The sequence below is a fragment of the Acinetobacter sp. H1(2024) genome, from assembly GCF_046557555.1.
GTDB classification, from domain to species: Bacteria; Pseudomonadota; Gammaproteobacteria; order Pseudomonadales; family Moraxellaceae; genus Acinetobacter; species Acinetobacter seifertii.
The window spans coordinates 58,406-73,653 of record NZ_JBKGFO010000003.1 but is presented as its reverse complement, the minus strand read 5'-3'; the positions used below and the strand labels follow the sequence as shown (position 1 = coordinate 73,653).

At 39.5% G+C, this 15,248-nt stretch carries 13 protein-coding genes and 1 pseudogene; 6 read left to right on the top strand and 8 right to left on the bottom strand.

Features of this window, described 5'->3' with window-relative positions; all coding sequences use genetic code 11:
* Positions 1 to 71: 71 nt before the first annotated feature.
* Positions 72 to 1,080 (bottom strand): annotated as a pseudogene (locus ACLCEG_RS09885) (magnesium and cobalt transport protein CorA).
* Between the two features lie 157 nt (positions 1,081 to 1,237).
* Between ACLCEG_RS09885 and ACLCEG_RS09880 the strand changes: the two are divergent.
* Entirely contained in the window at positions 1,238 to 1,819 is a 582-nt protein-coding gene (locus ACLCEG_RS09880) for a TIGR00730 family Rossman fold protein (RefSeq protein WP_004705346.1), read from the top strand.
* A 14-nt stretch (positions 1,820 to 1,833) separates the two neighbouring features.
* A complete protein-coding gene (locus ACLCEG_RS09875; RefSeq protein ID WP_019457794.1) occupies positions 1,834 to 2,232 on the top strand; it encodes an NUDIX hydrolase in 399 nt (132 codons plus the stop codon).
* A 5-nt stretch (positions 2,233 to 2,237) separates the two neighbouring features.
* On the opposite strand, the gene ACLCEG_RS09870 is transcribed toward ACLCEG_RS09875, so the two are convergent.
* Together ACLCEG_RS09870 and recG are read right to left on the bottom strand one after the other, a co-directional pair.
* Entirely contained in the window at positions 2,238 to 2,873 is a 636-nt protein-coding gene (locus ACLCEG_RS09870; RefSeq protein WP_410567340.1) for a ComF family protein, read from the bottom strand.
* Positions 2,866 to 4,911 carry an ATP-dependent DNA helicase RecG gene (recG, locus tag ACLCEG_RS09865; protein ID WP_410567338.1) on the bottom strand — a complete coding sequence of 682 codons (2,046 nt, stop codon included), beginning with the start codon at positions 4,909 to 4,911 and terminating at the stop codon, positions 2,866 to 2,868. The genes ACLCEG_RS09870 and recG overlap by 8 nt, the downstream gene beginning before the upstream one ends.
* A gap of 20 nt (positions 4,912 to 4,931) precedes the next feature.
* Here recG and ACLCEG_RS09860 point away from each other — a divergent pair, with 20 nt between their 5' ends.
* Positions 4,932 to 5,759 carry an NAD-dependent epimerase/dehydratase family protein gene (locus tag ACLCEG_RS09860; RefSeq protein WP_077165171.1) on the top strand — a complete coding sequence of 276 codons (828 nt, stop codon included), beginning with the start codon at positions 4,932 to 4,934 and terminating at the stop codon, positions 5,757 to 5,759.
* A 67-nt stretch (positions 5,760 to 5,826) separates the two neighbouring features.
* Entirely contained in the window at positions 5,827 to 6,813 is a 987-nt protein-coding gene (locus tag ACLCEG_RS09855; protein WP_216985835.1) for a putative solute-binding protein, read from the top strand.
* A gap of 42 nt (positions 6,814 to 6,855) precedes the next feature.
* Here the strand turns inward: ACLCEG_RS09855 and plsB are convergent, their stop codons facing one another.
* Positions 6,856 to 9,429 (bottom strand): glycerol-3-phosphate 1-O-acyltransferase PlsB, encoded by a 2,574-nt coding sequence (plsB, locus tag ACLCEG_RS09850; RefSeq protein ID WP_410567336.1) that lies wholly within the window; start codon positions 9,427 to 9,429, stop codon positions 6,856 to 6,858.
* A 275-nt stretch (positions 9,430 to 9,704) separates the two neighbouring features.
* Between plsB and ACLCEG_RS09845 the strand changes: the two genes are divergently transcribed.
* Entirely contained in the window at positions 9,705 to 10,577 is an 873-nt protein-coding gene (locus tag ACLCEG_RS09845) for an acyl-CoA thioesterase (protein ID WP_004705360.1), read from the top strand.
* A 106-nt stretch (positions 10,578 to 10,683) separates the two neighbouring features.
* Complete coding sequence (locus tag ACLCEG_RS09840) at positions 10,684 to 11,949, top strand: dicarboxylate/amino acid:cation symporter (protein ID WP_068932529.1); 1,266 nt, start codon at positions 10,684 to 10,686, stop codon at positions 11,947 to 11,949.
* 44 nt (positions 11,950 to 11,993) lie between these two features.
* Here ACLCEG_RS09840 and ACLCEG_RS09835 read toward each other — a convergent pair whose 3' ends face one another.
* The 4 genes from ACLCEG_RS09835 to ACLCEG_RS09820 all read right to left on the bottom strand — a co-directional run bounded on the left by ACLCEG_RS09835 (position 11,994) and on the right by ACLCEG_RS09820 (position 15,240).
* A complete protein-coding gene (locus ACLCEG_RS09835; protein WP_410567334.1) occupies positions 11,994 to 12,944 on the bottom strand; it encodes a metal-dependent hydrolase in 951 nt (316 codons plus the stop codon).
* Between the two features lie 123 nt (positions 12,945 to 13,067).
* Complete coding sequence (yihA, locus tag ACLCEG_RS09830; RefSeq protein ID WP_019457788.1) at positions 13,068 to 13,844, bottom strand: ribosome biogenesis GTP-binding protein YihA/YsxC; 777 nt, start codon at positions 13,842 to 13,844, stop codon at positions 13,068 to 13,070.
* Between the two features lie 108 nt (positions 13,845 to 13,952).
* Positions 13,953 to 14,390, bottom strand: coding sequence for an RrF2 family transcriptional regulator (locus ACLCEG_RS09825; RefSeq protein ID WP_019457787.1), 438 nt, complete (start codon positions 14,388 to 14,390; stop codon positions 13,953 to 13,955).
* Positions 14,391 to 14,475: 85 nt separating this feature from the next.
* Positions 14,476 to 15,240: a globin domain-containing protein gene (locus ACLCEG_RS09820; protein WP_134262388.1), complete on the bottom strand. Its 765-nt coding sequence runs from the start codon at positions 15,238 to 15,240 to the stop codon at positions 14,476 to 14,478.
* Positions 15,241 to 15,248: the final 8 nt, after the last annotated feature.

The window sequence follows — 15,248 nt, the reverse complement described above, 5'->3', positions numbered from 1 at the left end:
ATGCAAAAATAAAAAAGCACCTAAATTTAGGTGCTTTTTTTATAAAAATTAATAGGGGGTAAGTGCAGATTTTAAATCCATTTCTTCCAGCGGAAGTAAATGATAGGGCCAATAAAAAAGCCGACAATAATTAATAGCACTGCGATAAAACTACTTTTACCATGAGCAAAAGGCAATACTTCAGTGTTCATGCCATAGATACTCGCGATCAGCATTGGTGGTGCTAACATACTTGGTAAAATCGAGAATCGACGAATCGTATTGTTCGGTGTTAATGAACCCAGACGTTGTATCAAGCAAGAATCGTACTTTTTGGAATAAGAACGCATCATGTTCTACAAGTGAGCGGACATCTTCACTGAGCTCTCGGATATCAGCATCGTAGATGTGACTACCTAAGGCGCGTGGACGAGATAAAAACGTTAAGACACGTCGTAAATCAATTAAACACAGTTGAGCTTTTCCAAGCATGTCTTCTTGTTGCGCCAAGCGGGTAATCATGTCATCAAGGTCTAAAATTTTCTCACGTTGATGGTTGTTAAGAACCTCAGTGGAGTATTTTTCTAGATCCTTGTGGATATCTTCTAAGATATCCGCAAGCTCATCTAGCTTTGCTTCAAGCAGACCTAATAAAATCCAAGTTGGATCTTTATAATCCATTTCATAGTCGTTACGGCGAGCTCGGGCACGAAATGCACGAAATGCAACGAGCTTTTCACCGCGTAACGTAAATAAGCGATCTTTGTGTAAAATGAATGCTACGGTTTGCACCATGGCAAGCATATGTGATGACTCTTCAGCATCTCCATCGACCTGATAATTTTTATTTTTCGTTAAAAAATAGGTGCTGATATGCAAAATACCGTCATCATCGCGGTAGAATCGAGCAGAAGAAGAAATGTCTTCTAGGGACTTTAGTGTAGGTAAGTTCTGATCGTAGGCATCTAAGACCCATTGTTGTTCTTCTTGAGAGGGTGCAATTAGATCAAGCCATACTAATTCGGGATGTAGATCAAATCCACCGTTGATGGTGGCATCTTCCAGACTTCCGCGTTCTGTGGCATAAAAGGCTTCAAGCATGTGTCTTTTTTCCTCACGCAGTCTGATGGAAATTGATGGGTGTATTTTAGACAAGGATTTGCCGAAAAACACTTGCCAATACACTATTTTGCAAAAAAAAACTCTGTCGATAGTCTAGTTTGTCAGCATGACAGTTCAATAAAACGGTTTTTATACTATGAATTCAATTTGCATTTTCTGTGGTTCATCTTTAGGTTCAGACCCAATCTTTCAACAAATTGCTCAATTAACCGGTCAAACTATTGCCAAGCAAGGTAAAACTCTCGTTTATGGCGGTGGTCGTTCAGGTTTGATGGGTGTTGTCGCTGATAGTGCTTTGCAAGCCGGTGGGCAGGTCATTGGCGTCATTCCTCGTGCTTTAGTCGATCGCGAGTTAGCTCATCCCGGACTGACAAAATTATATGTCGTCGAGAATATGCATGAGCGTAAGACCAAAATGGCAGATCTGTCGGACGGTTTTATTGCGTTACCAGGTGGGGCAGGTACATTGGAAGAAATCTTTGAACAATGGACATGGGCACAATTAGGTATTCATCAAAAGCCGTGTGCTTTTCTAAATGTAGCGGGCTTTTATGAAGATTTGCTTAAAATGGTTCAAGGAACTGTAGATAAAGGTTTTAGTCAGGCACGGTTCGCTGATAAATTGATCGCTTCGGATAAAATTGAGGATATTCTTCAACAATTTGAACAATATCAACCACCAGCTCCAAAATGGGCTAATGCAGATGTTCAACCATAAACGAGGTTAAATCGGTGAAAATAATTACGGTCGCCGCTGCGGTGATCTTAAATGAGCACAATGAATTATTACTGGTTAGAAAGCGTGATACACAAGCTTTTATGCAAGTAGGCGGTAAGCTGGAGCCGAATGAGGCTCCGGAAACAGCCATACAACGTGAAATTCTGGAAGAAGTTGGCAGCCCGTGTGTAATACAACAGTTTATAGGGCGTTTTGAGACAGCAGCTGCTAATGAGCCAGATCATACGCTGATTAGCCATTTATATTTGGTTCGATTAAAACAGTCTCCACAAATTGCAGCCGAAATTGCTGAAATGAAGTGGATAAAATTTAATGATTCCGAAACTAAACTTGCACCATTAACCAAAGAAATAGTAATTCCTTGGTGTGAGCAAAACTTATCTGCAATTTAATAATTTTAATATGATGTAGATGAGGCAGCAGCTAGGCAGTTTGCATAAATAGATGTACAACCTAGCTGCTCTAATGCCTGACTTAGAGCAGAAATTGAACTTCCTGTTGTGATCACATCATCAATAATCAGCACACGACGGTAGCGCCGTTTTTCTTGAGCTATCGCAACAAATTGCTGTTCAATATTTTCAAATCTTTCGAGTCGAGATAATCCTTTTTGTGAACGCTCATTGAGGCGCTGTACAGGCTGCCAAACGGGTATTCTTAATTGTTTACTTAGAAGCTTGGCAAGTAATAATGATTGATTAAAACCTCGCTCCGTTAAACGCTGTTTAGAAATAGGCATGGGTACTATGGCCTGTACCTTAGGAAATTTTATTTGCTGTAAAATTTCAGCAAGTAAGGTTTGGTAATGTAATTTTTGTTCATATTTAAACTGCTGAATTATGCGGTTAATTGGATAGGCATAATGACAGGCCACAAGAACAGATAGATCATTACGCTGAACTGTCTGCTTAAGCCATGGTAGTTGTTCCCAACATTCTTTACAAAGAGGGTACTTACCCCGTGTTCCTATTTCACATAATAGGCAAGGGGACAATAACTGAAAAAGATACTGAGGATTGAATAACTTAAACATAAGCGTATCGCGGCGCTTCAGGTAGCCAACGTTTCAAGAGGGCATCAGCTTGTTGTGGATAGTCCTTTAGAACCTGTTGTGCAACATAATGTGCTTGACTTAATAAATGATCATCTCGTTCTAACCGCGCGACTCTAAAGCCCATATCGCCTGTTTGTTTGGTTCCTAATAATTCACCTGGACCTCTTAGCTCAAGGTCTTTTTCTGCAATCACAAAGCCATCATTACTCTCTCTTAAAATCGAAAGTCTTTCCTGACCATTTTGTGAAAGTGGTGGTTTATAAAGAAGAACGCAAAAACTGGCTTTTGCGCCTCGTCCTACACGGCCACGTAATTGATGTAGCTGTGAAAGTCCTAAACGTTCAGCATTTTCAATGACCATAATTGAAGCATTAGGTACATCTACACCGACTTCAATAACAGTTGTGGCGATCAAGAGTTGTAGTTCGTTATTTTTAAATGCTTGCATGACAGATTGCTTTTCATCAGGTTTCATTTTGCCATGAACTAAACCAATATTAAGTTCAGGAAAGCGCTCTCTCATTTCTTGATAGGTGGCTTCCGCGGCTTGGGCGTCTAAAGTTTCGGACTGTTCAACCAGAGTACATACCCAGTAGGCTTGTTTGCCTTCTCGACAATTTGTACCAATTCGATTTAGCACTTCTTCACGACGGTCTAGTGGAATCGTGACAGTTTGGATAGGTGTACGACCTGGTGGTAATTCATCAATAATGGATGTGTCTAAATCGCCATAAGCACTCATTGCTAATGTTCTAGGAATTGGCGTTGCAGTCATGACCAATTGATGTGGCGTGAGTTGTTCAGCGCCTTTATTGCGTAGAGCCAATCGTTGGTCTACCCCAAAGCGATGTTGCTCATCAATAATAACAAGACCTAACTTTGCAAACCCAACGTTATCTTGAAATAAGGCATGAGTACCTACAATCAGTTCGGCATGACCTTCTTTAATTTGTTGTTCAGCTTGTGCTCGCGCTTTACCCTTTTGTTTGCCTGATAACCAAGCGACCGTAATACCTAAAGGTTCAAACCAACGTTTAAAGTTTAAATAATGCTGCTCTGCCAAAATTTCGGTAGGTGCCATTAATGCAACTTGCCAATCGGCCTCTAATGCATGGCATGCTGCAACTGCCGCAACTAGAGTTTTCCCTGCACCTACGTCACCTTGTACTAAACGTAGCATAGGCTGGTGTTGTTTTAAGTCGCTTAAAATTTCTTTGGATACACGCTTTTGTGCATTGGTCATTTGAAAAGGTAAGGCTTCTAACAGTTTTTTTGCCAGTACCTTACTACTTGGGAAAGCGGGTGAGGCAATTTGACGAATATAAGCACGTCGTGTGAGAAGGCTAATTTGGTGTGCGACCAGTTCTTCAAAAATAAGACGCCGCTGTGCAGGGTGAGATCCTTCGGCCAATTGGAGCATATTGGCATCGACAGGTGGCTCATGAATGTAATGTAATGCTTCTTTGAGTGCATATCCATTTGTATATTGCTTGGGAAGCAACTCAGGTAGAGCATCACTATGATGCTTCAACGCCTGTTTAACATATTCGCGTAATTTAGGTTGTGTTAATCCATCAGTACTCGGGTAAATTGCTGTGAGCTGCGTTTTTGGCAGAGGCGTGTGTTCATTAATGAGCTGAATTTCTGGATGATAAAGCTCAAGTCCCCTTGCACCTACGCGAACTTCACCAAAAATACGTAAACGGTTACCAGGTTTTATTTTATCGGTTAAGTTTTTATAAATATGATAAAAACGTAAAGTCACCTTACCAAATTCATCTTGTATTAATGCAGCCATAGATTTACGTTTACCTGGAGGGAAATCAACAGATTTGACTTCACCCTCAAGTAAATAACTACGACCAACCACCAACTGATTCATAGGAATAATGGTACTGCGATCTTCATAATCACGGGGCAGATGAAACAGTAAATCATCTGTGGTAAAAATATTTAGTTTTTCGAGTAGGGCTGCTGAAGCCGATCCAACGCCTTGTAACTGATGGACTGAAGTCATGTCCCCTCAACGAGTTCTCTATGCATATATTATTTATCGGTTATGGTAAAACATCTCAGCGTGTTGCTAAACAACTATTTGAGACAGGACATCAAATTACCACAATTAGCCGTAGTGAAAAAACAGATCCTTACGGGACACACCTCATACAGGATATTTTTACGCTCGATTTAAGTGAAATTGCGCCTGTAGATGTCGTTTATATTTTGCTTTCTCCAGACGATAGTACAGTTCAAGGTTATCATCATACTTACGTGGATAGTATTGAGCCTATTCGACAGGCGTTAAAATCACATCCAGTCAAAAGATTAATTGTAGTGTCATCTACGCGGGTATATGGTGAAAATTCTGGTGAAACGATTGATGATGATAGTCAGATTCACCCGAATGATGCTCAAGGCCATATTCTTCATAATATGGAATTGCTATGGCAGAAATACTTTCCAGCTCAATGTGTGATTGTACGTCCCACAGGGATTTATGGTGCTTCGGTTGATCGATTAAAACGGATGGCTGAAAACACACAAACCTATCCAAATATTCACTATAGTAATCGTATTCATATTGATGACTTGGCAAGATTTTTAGCATTTTTAGCCGATTATGAAAAACCGCATAAGAGTTATCTTGTTGCCAATAATGCCCCTGTACCATTACATGAAGTCATCCTTTGGTTTCAGAGCCAGTTAGACTTACCGCTGCTTACTTTAGATTCAGCTCATGTTTCAGGTAAAAAAATATATGCGAAACTCTTATTTGAAACAGGTTTTCAACTTGAACACCCAATTTGCTTTAATGACTATTTATTATGTTTAAATGCTCATGGTACAAATCAAAATTTAGACTAAACTTTAAATAACAATAGAAATACCTGAAGAGGCAAATAAATTGCCGATAAAGATAAAAATGTTGAAAGTGAAGAAATTTTGTTTAGCACTTATTTTGAGTGCAACGTCTGTTGCGAGTTGGGCAGAGGATCAGTTGTGGTGTACATATGATCCTATGGGCACCCAAGGGGATATAACGCGTCGTTTAAATGACATCCGATTATATGCTCAGCAATATAATGTCAAATTCAAAGTTGTCAGCTATCAAAAAGAGCAGCAAGCCATTCAAGCTTTTGACGATGGTAAATGTTCAGGTTTAGCAGCTAGTAACTTTAATACTTATCAATACAATCATTTTATGGGAAGTAGCTCTGGGATTGGCCTTATACCTAATAACAGGACTGCTCGAAATTTATTGCAGCTTTTAAATCACCCGACAATTGAGAAAAAACTCATTAATCAAGACTATGAAGTAGTTGGTATGATTCCCGTAGGAACTGCCTATATGGTCATGAAAAACAAAAAAATATCGAAAGTGGCACAGCTTAGAGGTCAACGAGTCGGTGTATTAGCCAATAATCCGCCACAGCAGGCGTTGGTGAGAAGTGTAGGTGCACAGCCAGTCTATGTTGATTTATCCAATGCGATCACTCAGTTCCAGCAAAACAAAATCGATATTATGCCGGCACCGATTTATGGGCTTTTACCATATAACTTACAGAAAGATTTTGGGCCAGACACTCAGGTGATTAACTTTCCATTGGCTTATTTTGGGGTAAATCTAATTATTAAGCCTAAATCGTATCCTGCCAATTTTGGCCGAAAAATTCGGTCTTGGTTTGCGCAAAATAGTCAATTATTAACGAATCGAGCGATACAGTGGGAAAACCATTTGCCAGCTTACTATTGGGTAGATGTTTCTTTTTACGAAAAGCAGAGCTATGACATTATGGTGGCCAAAATACGCAATCAATATGTGCGTTCTGGATATTACGATGCTTACTTTGTTGAATTGATGAAGCGCTTACGTTGTATTGATGATCCACGTTACTTCGAGTGTTCAATGCCTCGATAAAATAAAAGGCAACTTAAGTTGCCTTTTATTTTGAGTCAAACTTTAAGATTTTTTACGTTTTAAACGACGTTTCGCTTGTTGAGAGGCCATTGCTTCAAGTGCTTCTTTTAGTTCTTCATCAGTAAAGGTCGTGATGTGCTGCAACATCTGCAATGTTACTTCATCAAGTACTAGCTGTGCGCCTGCTGCCATTTGACGGAAATTATCGTCAAACTCAATCTGACCTTGGTCATTAGTACGGATGTAATTTTGCTGAGTTAAAACTTTAATAAAGCTTTGGAACAATGCTTTGTCAAAGAATTCTGGAGAATTAAACTCGTAAAGAACAGACAAGCGTTGTCCTAACAAATGACTTAACTCTTCAACTTGTTTTGCTGAAATATTGCCTGAACCACGCTGAGTAATTAAAGCTAAAGTCATGTAATAGCGTTCTAGACTTTGCTTAACAGGTGTTGCCAATACAACAAGTTGATTGTGCTCTTCGGTGTTTGGTGCAGAGCTAATCAAGTTACCTTCTTCATCTTGATGAATAAGGTTTGATTGAACCAATGCATCTGCATATTGTTCAATCTGTTCTTTAAGCTCACTGCTTTGCCACTTAAGGAATAGTTCAGCTTTTAAGAATGGATAAAGGGTATAGATGACATTACTTAAATCAGCACGACTGATTTTACCGTTATGCTCAACAAGCGATGCAACCAATGAAGGTAAAACGAAAGCATGCAAAATGTTATTACGGAAGTATGTAAGCAGAACTGCTTGGTTATCTTCAATCGCAATAATATCGCCCAGTGCATGCTGTACACGCTTAACTAATTTTAGCTTTAAGCCGTAAGCAATAATTTCCTTGCCAGATAGTGGTGTTACTTCTGTACGCTGATCGTATGGGAAATTCGATGCTAAATTGCGGTAAGCTTCAAGCTGCTTAATACAGATTTCTTCATCAAGAGTATGCTTTGGAGTAGCAAGCAAAATAATTGAGAGTAAAGAAACCGGGTTAATGACTACCGCACGGTTAATATTTTCTAAAATTGCATGTGCAGAGCTATTTACAGCATCTGAAACGGCTTGAGGAATTGGGTCGTCGTTTTTCTCGATATAGACATTTTCTGCATTATGCTGTTTAAGCAAATCATCAAGAAAAACGGGTTCACCAAAGTTAACGTGTACCTTACCGAAAATGCGTTCAATTTTTCGTAATGTTTTAACAATACCAAAAATAGATTCAGCTTCTTTTGGCTTACCTTGCATTTCGCCAACGTAAGTCGAACCTTCCATCAAGCGTTCATAACCAATATAAGTTGGTACAAATACAATTGGCTTTGTACGGCCACGTAAATGACTATGAACCGTCATGGCAAGCATACCGGTTTTCGGTGGTAATAAACGACCTGTACGCGAACGACCACCCTCAATAAAGTATTCAAGTGGCGTATTACGAGAAAGAATGCTGTATAAATATTCTTTAAATACAGTTGTATAAAGACCATTGCCACGGAAAGAGCGGCGAATAAAGAAAGCACCACCACCACGTAAAAGCTGACCCACGAAAGGCAAGTTCAGGTTATCACCAGCAGCAATATACGGAACCATTAGGCCTCGTCTATAAATCACATAAGACAATAATAGGTAGTCAATATGGCTGCGATGACACGGTGTATAAACAATTTCGTAATCTTTCGCGAGTTCACGAACCGTACTAAAGTTGTGAACCTCTACGCCGTCATAAAGCTGAGTCCATAGGCGTGTTAATGCTAAATCTGCAAAGCGGACTGCTGAGTGTGAATAGTCAGATACGATTTCATTGACATAACCAATCGCACGACGTTCTGCTTCAAGCATGCTAATTTTGCCGCGAATACTCTCACGTCGAATAGCCTCTTGCACGTCACGAGACTTTACAACTGACTGCATGACATTACGACGATCTGATAAGTCAGGGCCTAAAACCACTTCACGTTGACGGTCAAGATAGTCATTTAAGGTACTAACAATATAAGTCGCTGGTGAAAGGTTTGGATAATGTTGTTGAGCATATTCAACAAGGTCACGTAAAGACTGTGGTTCATGGAACTCCAAATAAGATTGGCGACCATGTAAACCGATATTCACAAGCTGCTTAACTGTACTTGGTGTTGCCCATGTGTCTGAGAACAAGAGCTTGAACCAAGAGTCTTCTTTATCTGGAGAACGCCCCCACAAAACGGTTACTGGAACCAGTTCTATATCGAGCTCAGGATTTGCCTGTAAAACTTCAATCAGTTTAATTAAGCGAGGTGGAAAAGCATGAGGAGGGGGATTTAACAGGTTATTTTCATCATTATGCTGTAAAAATAAAACTGATGCTTTTTCCTGATGAGAACCGATCACTAACGGATCTAATGCAGGCTTTAAATTTAAACGACGAGTTTCCCCATCCACCACTAAAGCATTGCTGCGAGAATGGTTTTGTAAGACATAGCACACCACTTTTTGGCGCTCAGTCTTTGCTTCAGTTTCCGTTGTTTCTGATACTGGTTCAGTAGGAACTTCCCCAAGAACATGTGGTGTTACCACGAGGTCAAGTAGCTTACTCGAAAGCCGACGATACATTTGACCAAACCCACTCTTGGACATAAGAACTCCTACTTCTTAAAGACAAATCCCGGCACCAAATGCAGAGGGTAATTATTTTGAGGCATTTATTAAAAAAAACAATATGCTACTTTCTTATAAATTATAATGCTTTTGGCATTTTTTATCGTTAAAAATCGTATTTTTAGCTGTTTTAAGGGCAATGTTCGTCAGAAGTTGACTGATTGTTCCATGTACAAATAGTTTTTTATGGCACAATAGATTCTACACATCTGTCCTTTAATACCAATTTTGCCTGCAATATGAAGGTATCTCTCATGAATGCGTTAACCCAAGAACTGGTTGAGCTGCTCACTTTAGAAAAGCTTGAAGAAAATATTTACCGTGGAATTAGCCGTAATTTGGTCGGTAAACGTGTTTTTGGAGGTCAGGTTTTAGGTCAGGCTTTACGTGCTGCCTCTTATACAACCGACCGTCCTGCGCATTCAATGCATGCTTACTTTTTATATGGTGGCGACATTAATGCTCCAATCATCTATGAAGTAGATCGTTTACGTGATGGTAAAAGCTTTGTTAGCCGCCAAGTTCGGGCAATCCAGCATGGTCGAGTTATTTTCTCGGCAATGGTGTCTTTCGCGAACCCTGAAGAAGGCTTGAACTACCAACATTCAGAACCAGAATACCCAGCTCCTGAGACGTTAAAATCGGAAAGTGAACTGAAAGAAGGTATTCTTAATTTTGTACCAGAGAATGTCCGTGCGAGTTTCATGCGTGAGCGTCATGTTGAAATTCGTCCGATTGATCCAGTCAATCCATTTCAGCCTCAGCCGGAAGCGCCGTTCAATGCGCACTATATTCGTACTCATGATCGCATTCCAAAACAGCTAGATGACATTGCTTTACATCAAGCAATTGTGGCGTTTTACTCAGACTTCACTTTAATGACTACGGCTTTAAGACCTCATGGTTTAAGCTATATTTCTCCAAGTTTGCAATGTGCCAGTATTGATCATGCCATTTATTTCCATCGCCCACTTCGTGCTGATGAATGGATGCTTTATGACATGGAAGCCACAGTGAGCGCAGCTTCTCGCGGTTTAAACTTTGGCCGTATGTGGCAAAATGGACAGCTCGTTTGTAGTACGGTGCAAGAGGGTTTGATCCGTTTGCGGGAAATTGAAACTCAATAATTAATAATAAGCCATCTAAAAAGATGGCTTTTTTATTTTTAATTCAAAGCATGTGACAAAAAATTGCTCGAATGAAAATCAAGCTCATGTCATATTTGCAAAAGTATTGCCTACTGAAAAAAATAACGTTGATATGAACTTAAATACACAAATTCTGATTGCCGCGATTTTAGGTTTAGCCTTTGGCTTCCTACTCACCATGTATCCTGATACTGCTTTTGTAAAGCATAGTTTATATGGCTTGGGTATATTGAGTAGTGTTTTTATTGGGCTACTCAAAATGTTGTTGGTGCCATTAATTTTTAGCTCGATTGTAGTTGGAGTTTCAAATTTACAGGCAGGCGGGCAGCTAGGTCCGGTTTGGAAAATCACATTTTTATGTTTTATCACCACCACCACATTGGCCTTAATCTTAGGTATTGGCTGTGCTCATTTATTTGAGGTGGGCCGAGGCGTGGATATTTCAATTTTTCAGGCATCAATGCAAAGCTATCAAGCACCAGATAGTTTAAATCCAGCAACTTTTTTTACTAACTTTATTCAAAATACTTTAATTAATCCCTTTAAAGCATTTAGCGACGGAAATGTTTTAGCTGTTGTGGTATTTGCACTATTTGTTGGTTTTGCATTGGTTCAAGGTGGTGAGCGCTTTAAGAGTATTCGTTTATTGAGTCATCAGTTTTTTGAAATGATGATGATGCTGGTTGGATGGGTCATGAAACTGGCACCATTAGGAATTTTTGCATTACTTGCTAAATTAATGGCGACAGAAGATATTTCAGTATTAAGTCGCTTGGCAGAGTTTGCTGTTGTGGTAACTGGAACCACTATTTTTCATGGTGCTGTTGTTTTGCCATTACTGCTTTGGATTGTTGGTCGTATGAGTCCTTGGACTTTTTTCAAAGGTACACGTACAGCCTTAATTACTGCATTTGCAACAAGTTCTAGTTCGGCAACGATGCCACTGAGTATGAAATGTACACAGGAAAACTTAGGTGTTCGTCCTCAAACAGCAGGCTTTGTTATTCCACTAGGCTCGCAGCTTAACATGGATGGTACAGCTTTATATGAAGCTGCTGCTGCGCTCTTTGTTGCAAATTTAGTTGGACTAGACTTAAACCTAACCCAGCAAATTGTTGTGTGTTTAACTGCGATGATTGCATCACTTGGAGCACCGGGAATTCCGAGTGCAGGTATGGTCACCATGATTATGGTATTGCAGTCTGTGGGTCTACCAGCCGAAGCAATTGCTATTTTACTTCCAATCGACCGGTTGCTCGATACAGTAAGAACGGTGGTAAATGTGCAGGGCGATATGATGATTAGTGTGGTTGTAGATCGATATACCAAAGAGAATGATATCAGTATCTGATCACTCAATAAAAAAGCAGGATTTATATCCTGCTTTTTTTATTTTTAAGCGGCTTGTAGCTCGGCTCTTTTTGCTGCTGGAGATTGAGATAAATAACTTACCGCATCTTCAGTGCTACCTTCTTTAACTGGATCATACCAAGGCATGAGGTAATCAATTTGCTGAGCAATAAGCCAAAACGGATTTGGTAATACCTGATTATCCTTACGGCTAATCTTATACCACTCTAAAGCAACCCAAGCTGGAAAAAATTTAGATTTGGCAGCATCGGCAAAGCGAGGATCTTGCTTCATGATATGTGCTGCGCCATCTACCCATAATCCCAGCACAAGGGTAATAACTGCAAGGCTTAAGTAGTAACGTGGAATATATCCGCCACCAAGATGACGATATAAATCAAAGGCTACGGTACGGTGTTCAATTTCTTCAGAACCATGCCATTTAACCAGATCGACCATTTCAGGATCTGCACCTAGTTCCTCCCAACGGTTGTTATAAAGCGCATATTTACCGAGTACACAGGTCATATGCTCAACAGTTGCAATAACACCTAAACGAAATAAATCCCATTGTTCCTGCAAGAACTGAGGAACTTCTTTATCAAAAGGTTTATCTGCCAAGGCAGTGGTAAATAGATAATTCATAATGTCCAGATTTCTCTGGATATCAATATTACGTGCACTTAAATATTCTTTATTGGCAGAAGTATGTGCATTTGCATGCATAGCCTCTTGGCGAATAAATGCTTGAACGTCCTGTTTAAGTTTTTCATCGGTAATGCGAGGTAAAACTTTGTTATATAAACGGCAGAACCAGAACTCTCCAGCAGGCAAGATATTATTAATTTCATTAATAAAGTAACTTGCAAACGGTTGGTTTGGAATCCAGTCTACAGGCGTGTCTTTCCAATCAAATTTCACCTTGCGTGGAAGAATTTTATAATCAATAGAAGAACCTAAAGCCTTATTCTTCAAAAAAGATAGCAATTTCATCATTTAGTCCTGATTTTTAACTCGATGAAGTTATAACGAGTATAAAAAAAGCCCCTGCATTTGTGTTTAGCAATAGGGGCCATTTGAATATAAATTTGATAAAGAAATTGTATCTGTTATGACGATTTACTCTTCAGCATCCTCATCGCTTGCTTCAGGAATCGCATCAACGTCAAATTCTGGCTCTTGATCAAGCGTAAAATGTAAGCGTCCAGCCATTACACTGGCGAGTTCTTCTAAGCCTAGTTTGTTCAATGAAGAGAAAAGCTGAATCGAGAAATCAAGCTTCATTTTTTTCAGTTGTTGTTTAACTTCAAGCAAGACTTTGTTTGCTGGGCCACGATTAAGTTTGTCTGCTTTAGTTAAAAGAATATGTACAAATAGATGGCGTGAATAAGCCCACTCTAACATCATCATGTCAAAGTGCTGTAAAGGGTGGCGAATATCCATAAGTAAAACTAATCCTTGTAAGCTTTTACGATGGATTAGATAGTTCTCTAATTCTTTTTGCCATACACGTTTCATGTCCTCTGGTACGGCAGCATAACCATAACCAGGAAGGTCAACTAGGCGTTGATCAGGATTACCTAGGCTGAAGAAGTTAATCATCTGAGTGCGGCCTGGTTTTTTTGAGGCACGTGCGAGTTGTTTTTTGTTGGTTAAGGCATTAATAGCACTAGACTTACCAGCATTTGAGCGTCCTGCAAAAGCAATCTCGTAGCCACTATCTTCAACACAAAGTGCCAATTTAGGTGCACTCATTAAAAACTCAGCTTGGCGTAACCAGTTCAGGGATTGTACGGCATATTCCGTGATCGCTGGATCTGGTTTCTTTTCATAACTGATCTTTTGTTTGGGTGCGAGTCTGGCTTTGGTGTCTTTCGATTTTTCACTACGACGCATAAAAAATAACTTTTTAAATGAGAGGGCTCGCGCCTAGTATAAAGGAGCTTGGTTATTCTTGCTAATTTTCAGTAAGCTTGCTTGTAAAGATAAATAGAATTACGAAGTTTAGATTTGCAAAAAGTCTATCGGAGAGGTATTTGAAGCAGATCTCGGCTGTTGTAAGACTTCTCCAAGCGTGTATTGGTCTAAGCTTTGATAAAAACTTTCTAAAGCCTGATCGAGAATTCCTTTTAAGCCACAATGAGAGCGTAAAACACATGGTGGTGTATTGCATTCAACGATTTGGTTATCACCTTGTAATATACGAACAATTGCACCCAAATTTGAGTTTAGTGCATTAGGATTTAAGCGAATTCCTCCACCTTTGCCGCGAATGGTAATAATCCATTCTTGCTTGCCCATGAAATGAACAACTTTAACCAGATGGTTTTGCGAAACATGCAAATCTTTCGCGATTTCTGCAATCGTATACGGTGCATCACTTGGGCGAGCGACGTACATTAATATTCGTAAAGCATAATCGGTAAATTTATTAAGTTGCATGATCACCAAAAAACTAAAGGTTGACGGACGATCATCTTAGCCTGAAAGTCTAAAGAAGAAAACTTTCAGGCTGGTGCTTTTTATATTAGAGCGTTAAAGGAGCTGAAACTTGTACTTGATCACCAACTCTATAGTGCTCAAGTAAAATATTAGCAACGGAAAATTCAGTATGATTTTCTTCTGGCTGCACTTCAAAGTGGTACGCATTATTTTCCTGAGCTTCTGTAAATTTAAATGCTTTAGGTTGTTCCAGTTGTTGATCGGGAACTTGTACTTTTACAGAAATAAAAGCATTTGCTGGGCTAGTCAGTACATCTTCATGATCAGTCGCTTTTAACGTAAAGCGCTTGCCAGACTCAAGTGGGTCAATTTGTGTAATTTCAAATGAACGCCAGCCAGCCCATCCACCTTTTAAGCTTTCAAGCTGTTCATATTTTTGTTTTTCAACGCCAATTAAAATATCTGCTAACTGTAAGTAAGCTTGTTTCCACGCTTCAATCAGTTCTGACTCAAATGGAACATTTAAAACTTCACTAATTGAATGAAGTAAGTTGTCTCCAACAATTGCATATTGATCTGGTTGAATATCTAAACTTACGTGCTTAGTGGTAATACGCTCAACTGCTTTGGCAAGCACTGTAGGATTTTCAATATTTTCAGCATATGCGAGTACTGCTGCTGCGAGGGCGCGAGGTTGGCGTAAGCTTGTCTGGTCATCGAGGTTAAAAACATTTTTTAATTCAGGACTGTTATTTAACATCCGCTTATAAAAGTATGTAGTCAGTGTAACGCCGTGTTCACGCAATACAGGTACAGTAGATTTTACGAGTTCAATTTGTTGTGGAGTCATGGCTAGAC

Coding starts and splice junctions, on each gene's coding strand:
- ACLCEG_RS09880 (WP_004705346.1), top strand. CDS start 1,238: ATGAATTCAATTTGCATTTTCTGTGGTTCATCTTTAGGTTCAGACCCA.
- ACLCEG_RS09870 (WP_410567340.1), bottom strand. CDS start 2,873: ATGTTTAAGTTATTCAATCCTCAGTATCTTTTTCAGTTATTGTCCCCT.
- recG (WP_410567338.1), bottom strand. CDS start 4,911: ATGACTTCAGTCCATCAGTTACAAGGCGTTGGATCGGCTTCAGCAGCC.
- ACLCEG_RS09860 (WP_077165171.1), top strand. CDS start 4,932: ATGCATATATTATTTATCGGTTATGGTAAAACATCTCAGCGTGTTGCT.
- plsB (WP_410567336.1), bottom strand. CDS start 9,429: ATGTCCAAGAGTGGGTTTGGTCAAATGTATCGTCGGCTTTCGAGTAAG.
- ACLCEG_RS09845 (WP_004705360.1), top strand. CDS start 9,705: ATGAATGCGTTAACCCAAGAACTGGTTGAGCTGCTCACTTTAGAAAAG.
- ACLCEG_RS09835 (WP_410567334.1), bottom strand. CDS start 12,944: ATGATGAAATTGCTATCTTTTTTGAAGAATAAGGCTTTAGGTTCTTCT.
- yihA (WP_019457788.1), bottom strand. CDS start 13,844: ATGCGTCGTAGTGAAAAATCGAAAGACACCAAAGCCAGACTCGCACCC.
- ACLCEG_RS09825 (WP_019457787.1), bottom strand. CDS start 14,390: ATGCAACTTAATAAATTTACCGATTATGCTTTACGAATATTAATGTAC.
- ACLCEG_RS09820 (WP_134262388.1), bottom strand. CDS start 15,240: ATGACTCCACAACAAATTGAACTCGTAAAATCTACTGTACCTGTATTG.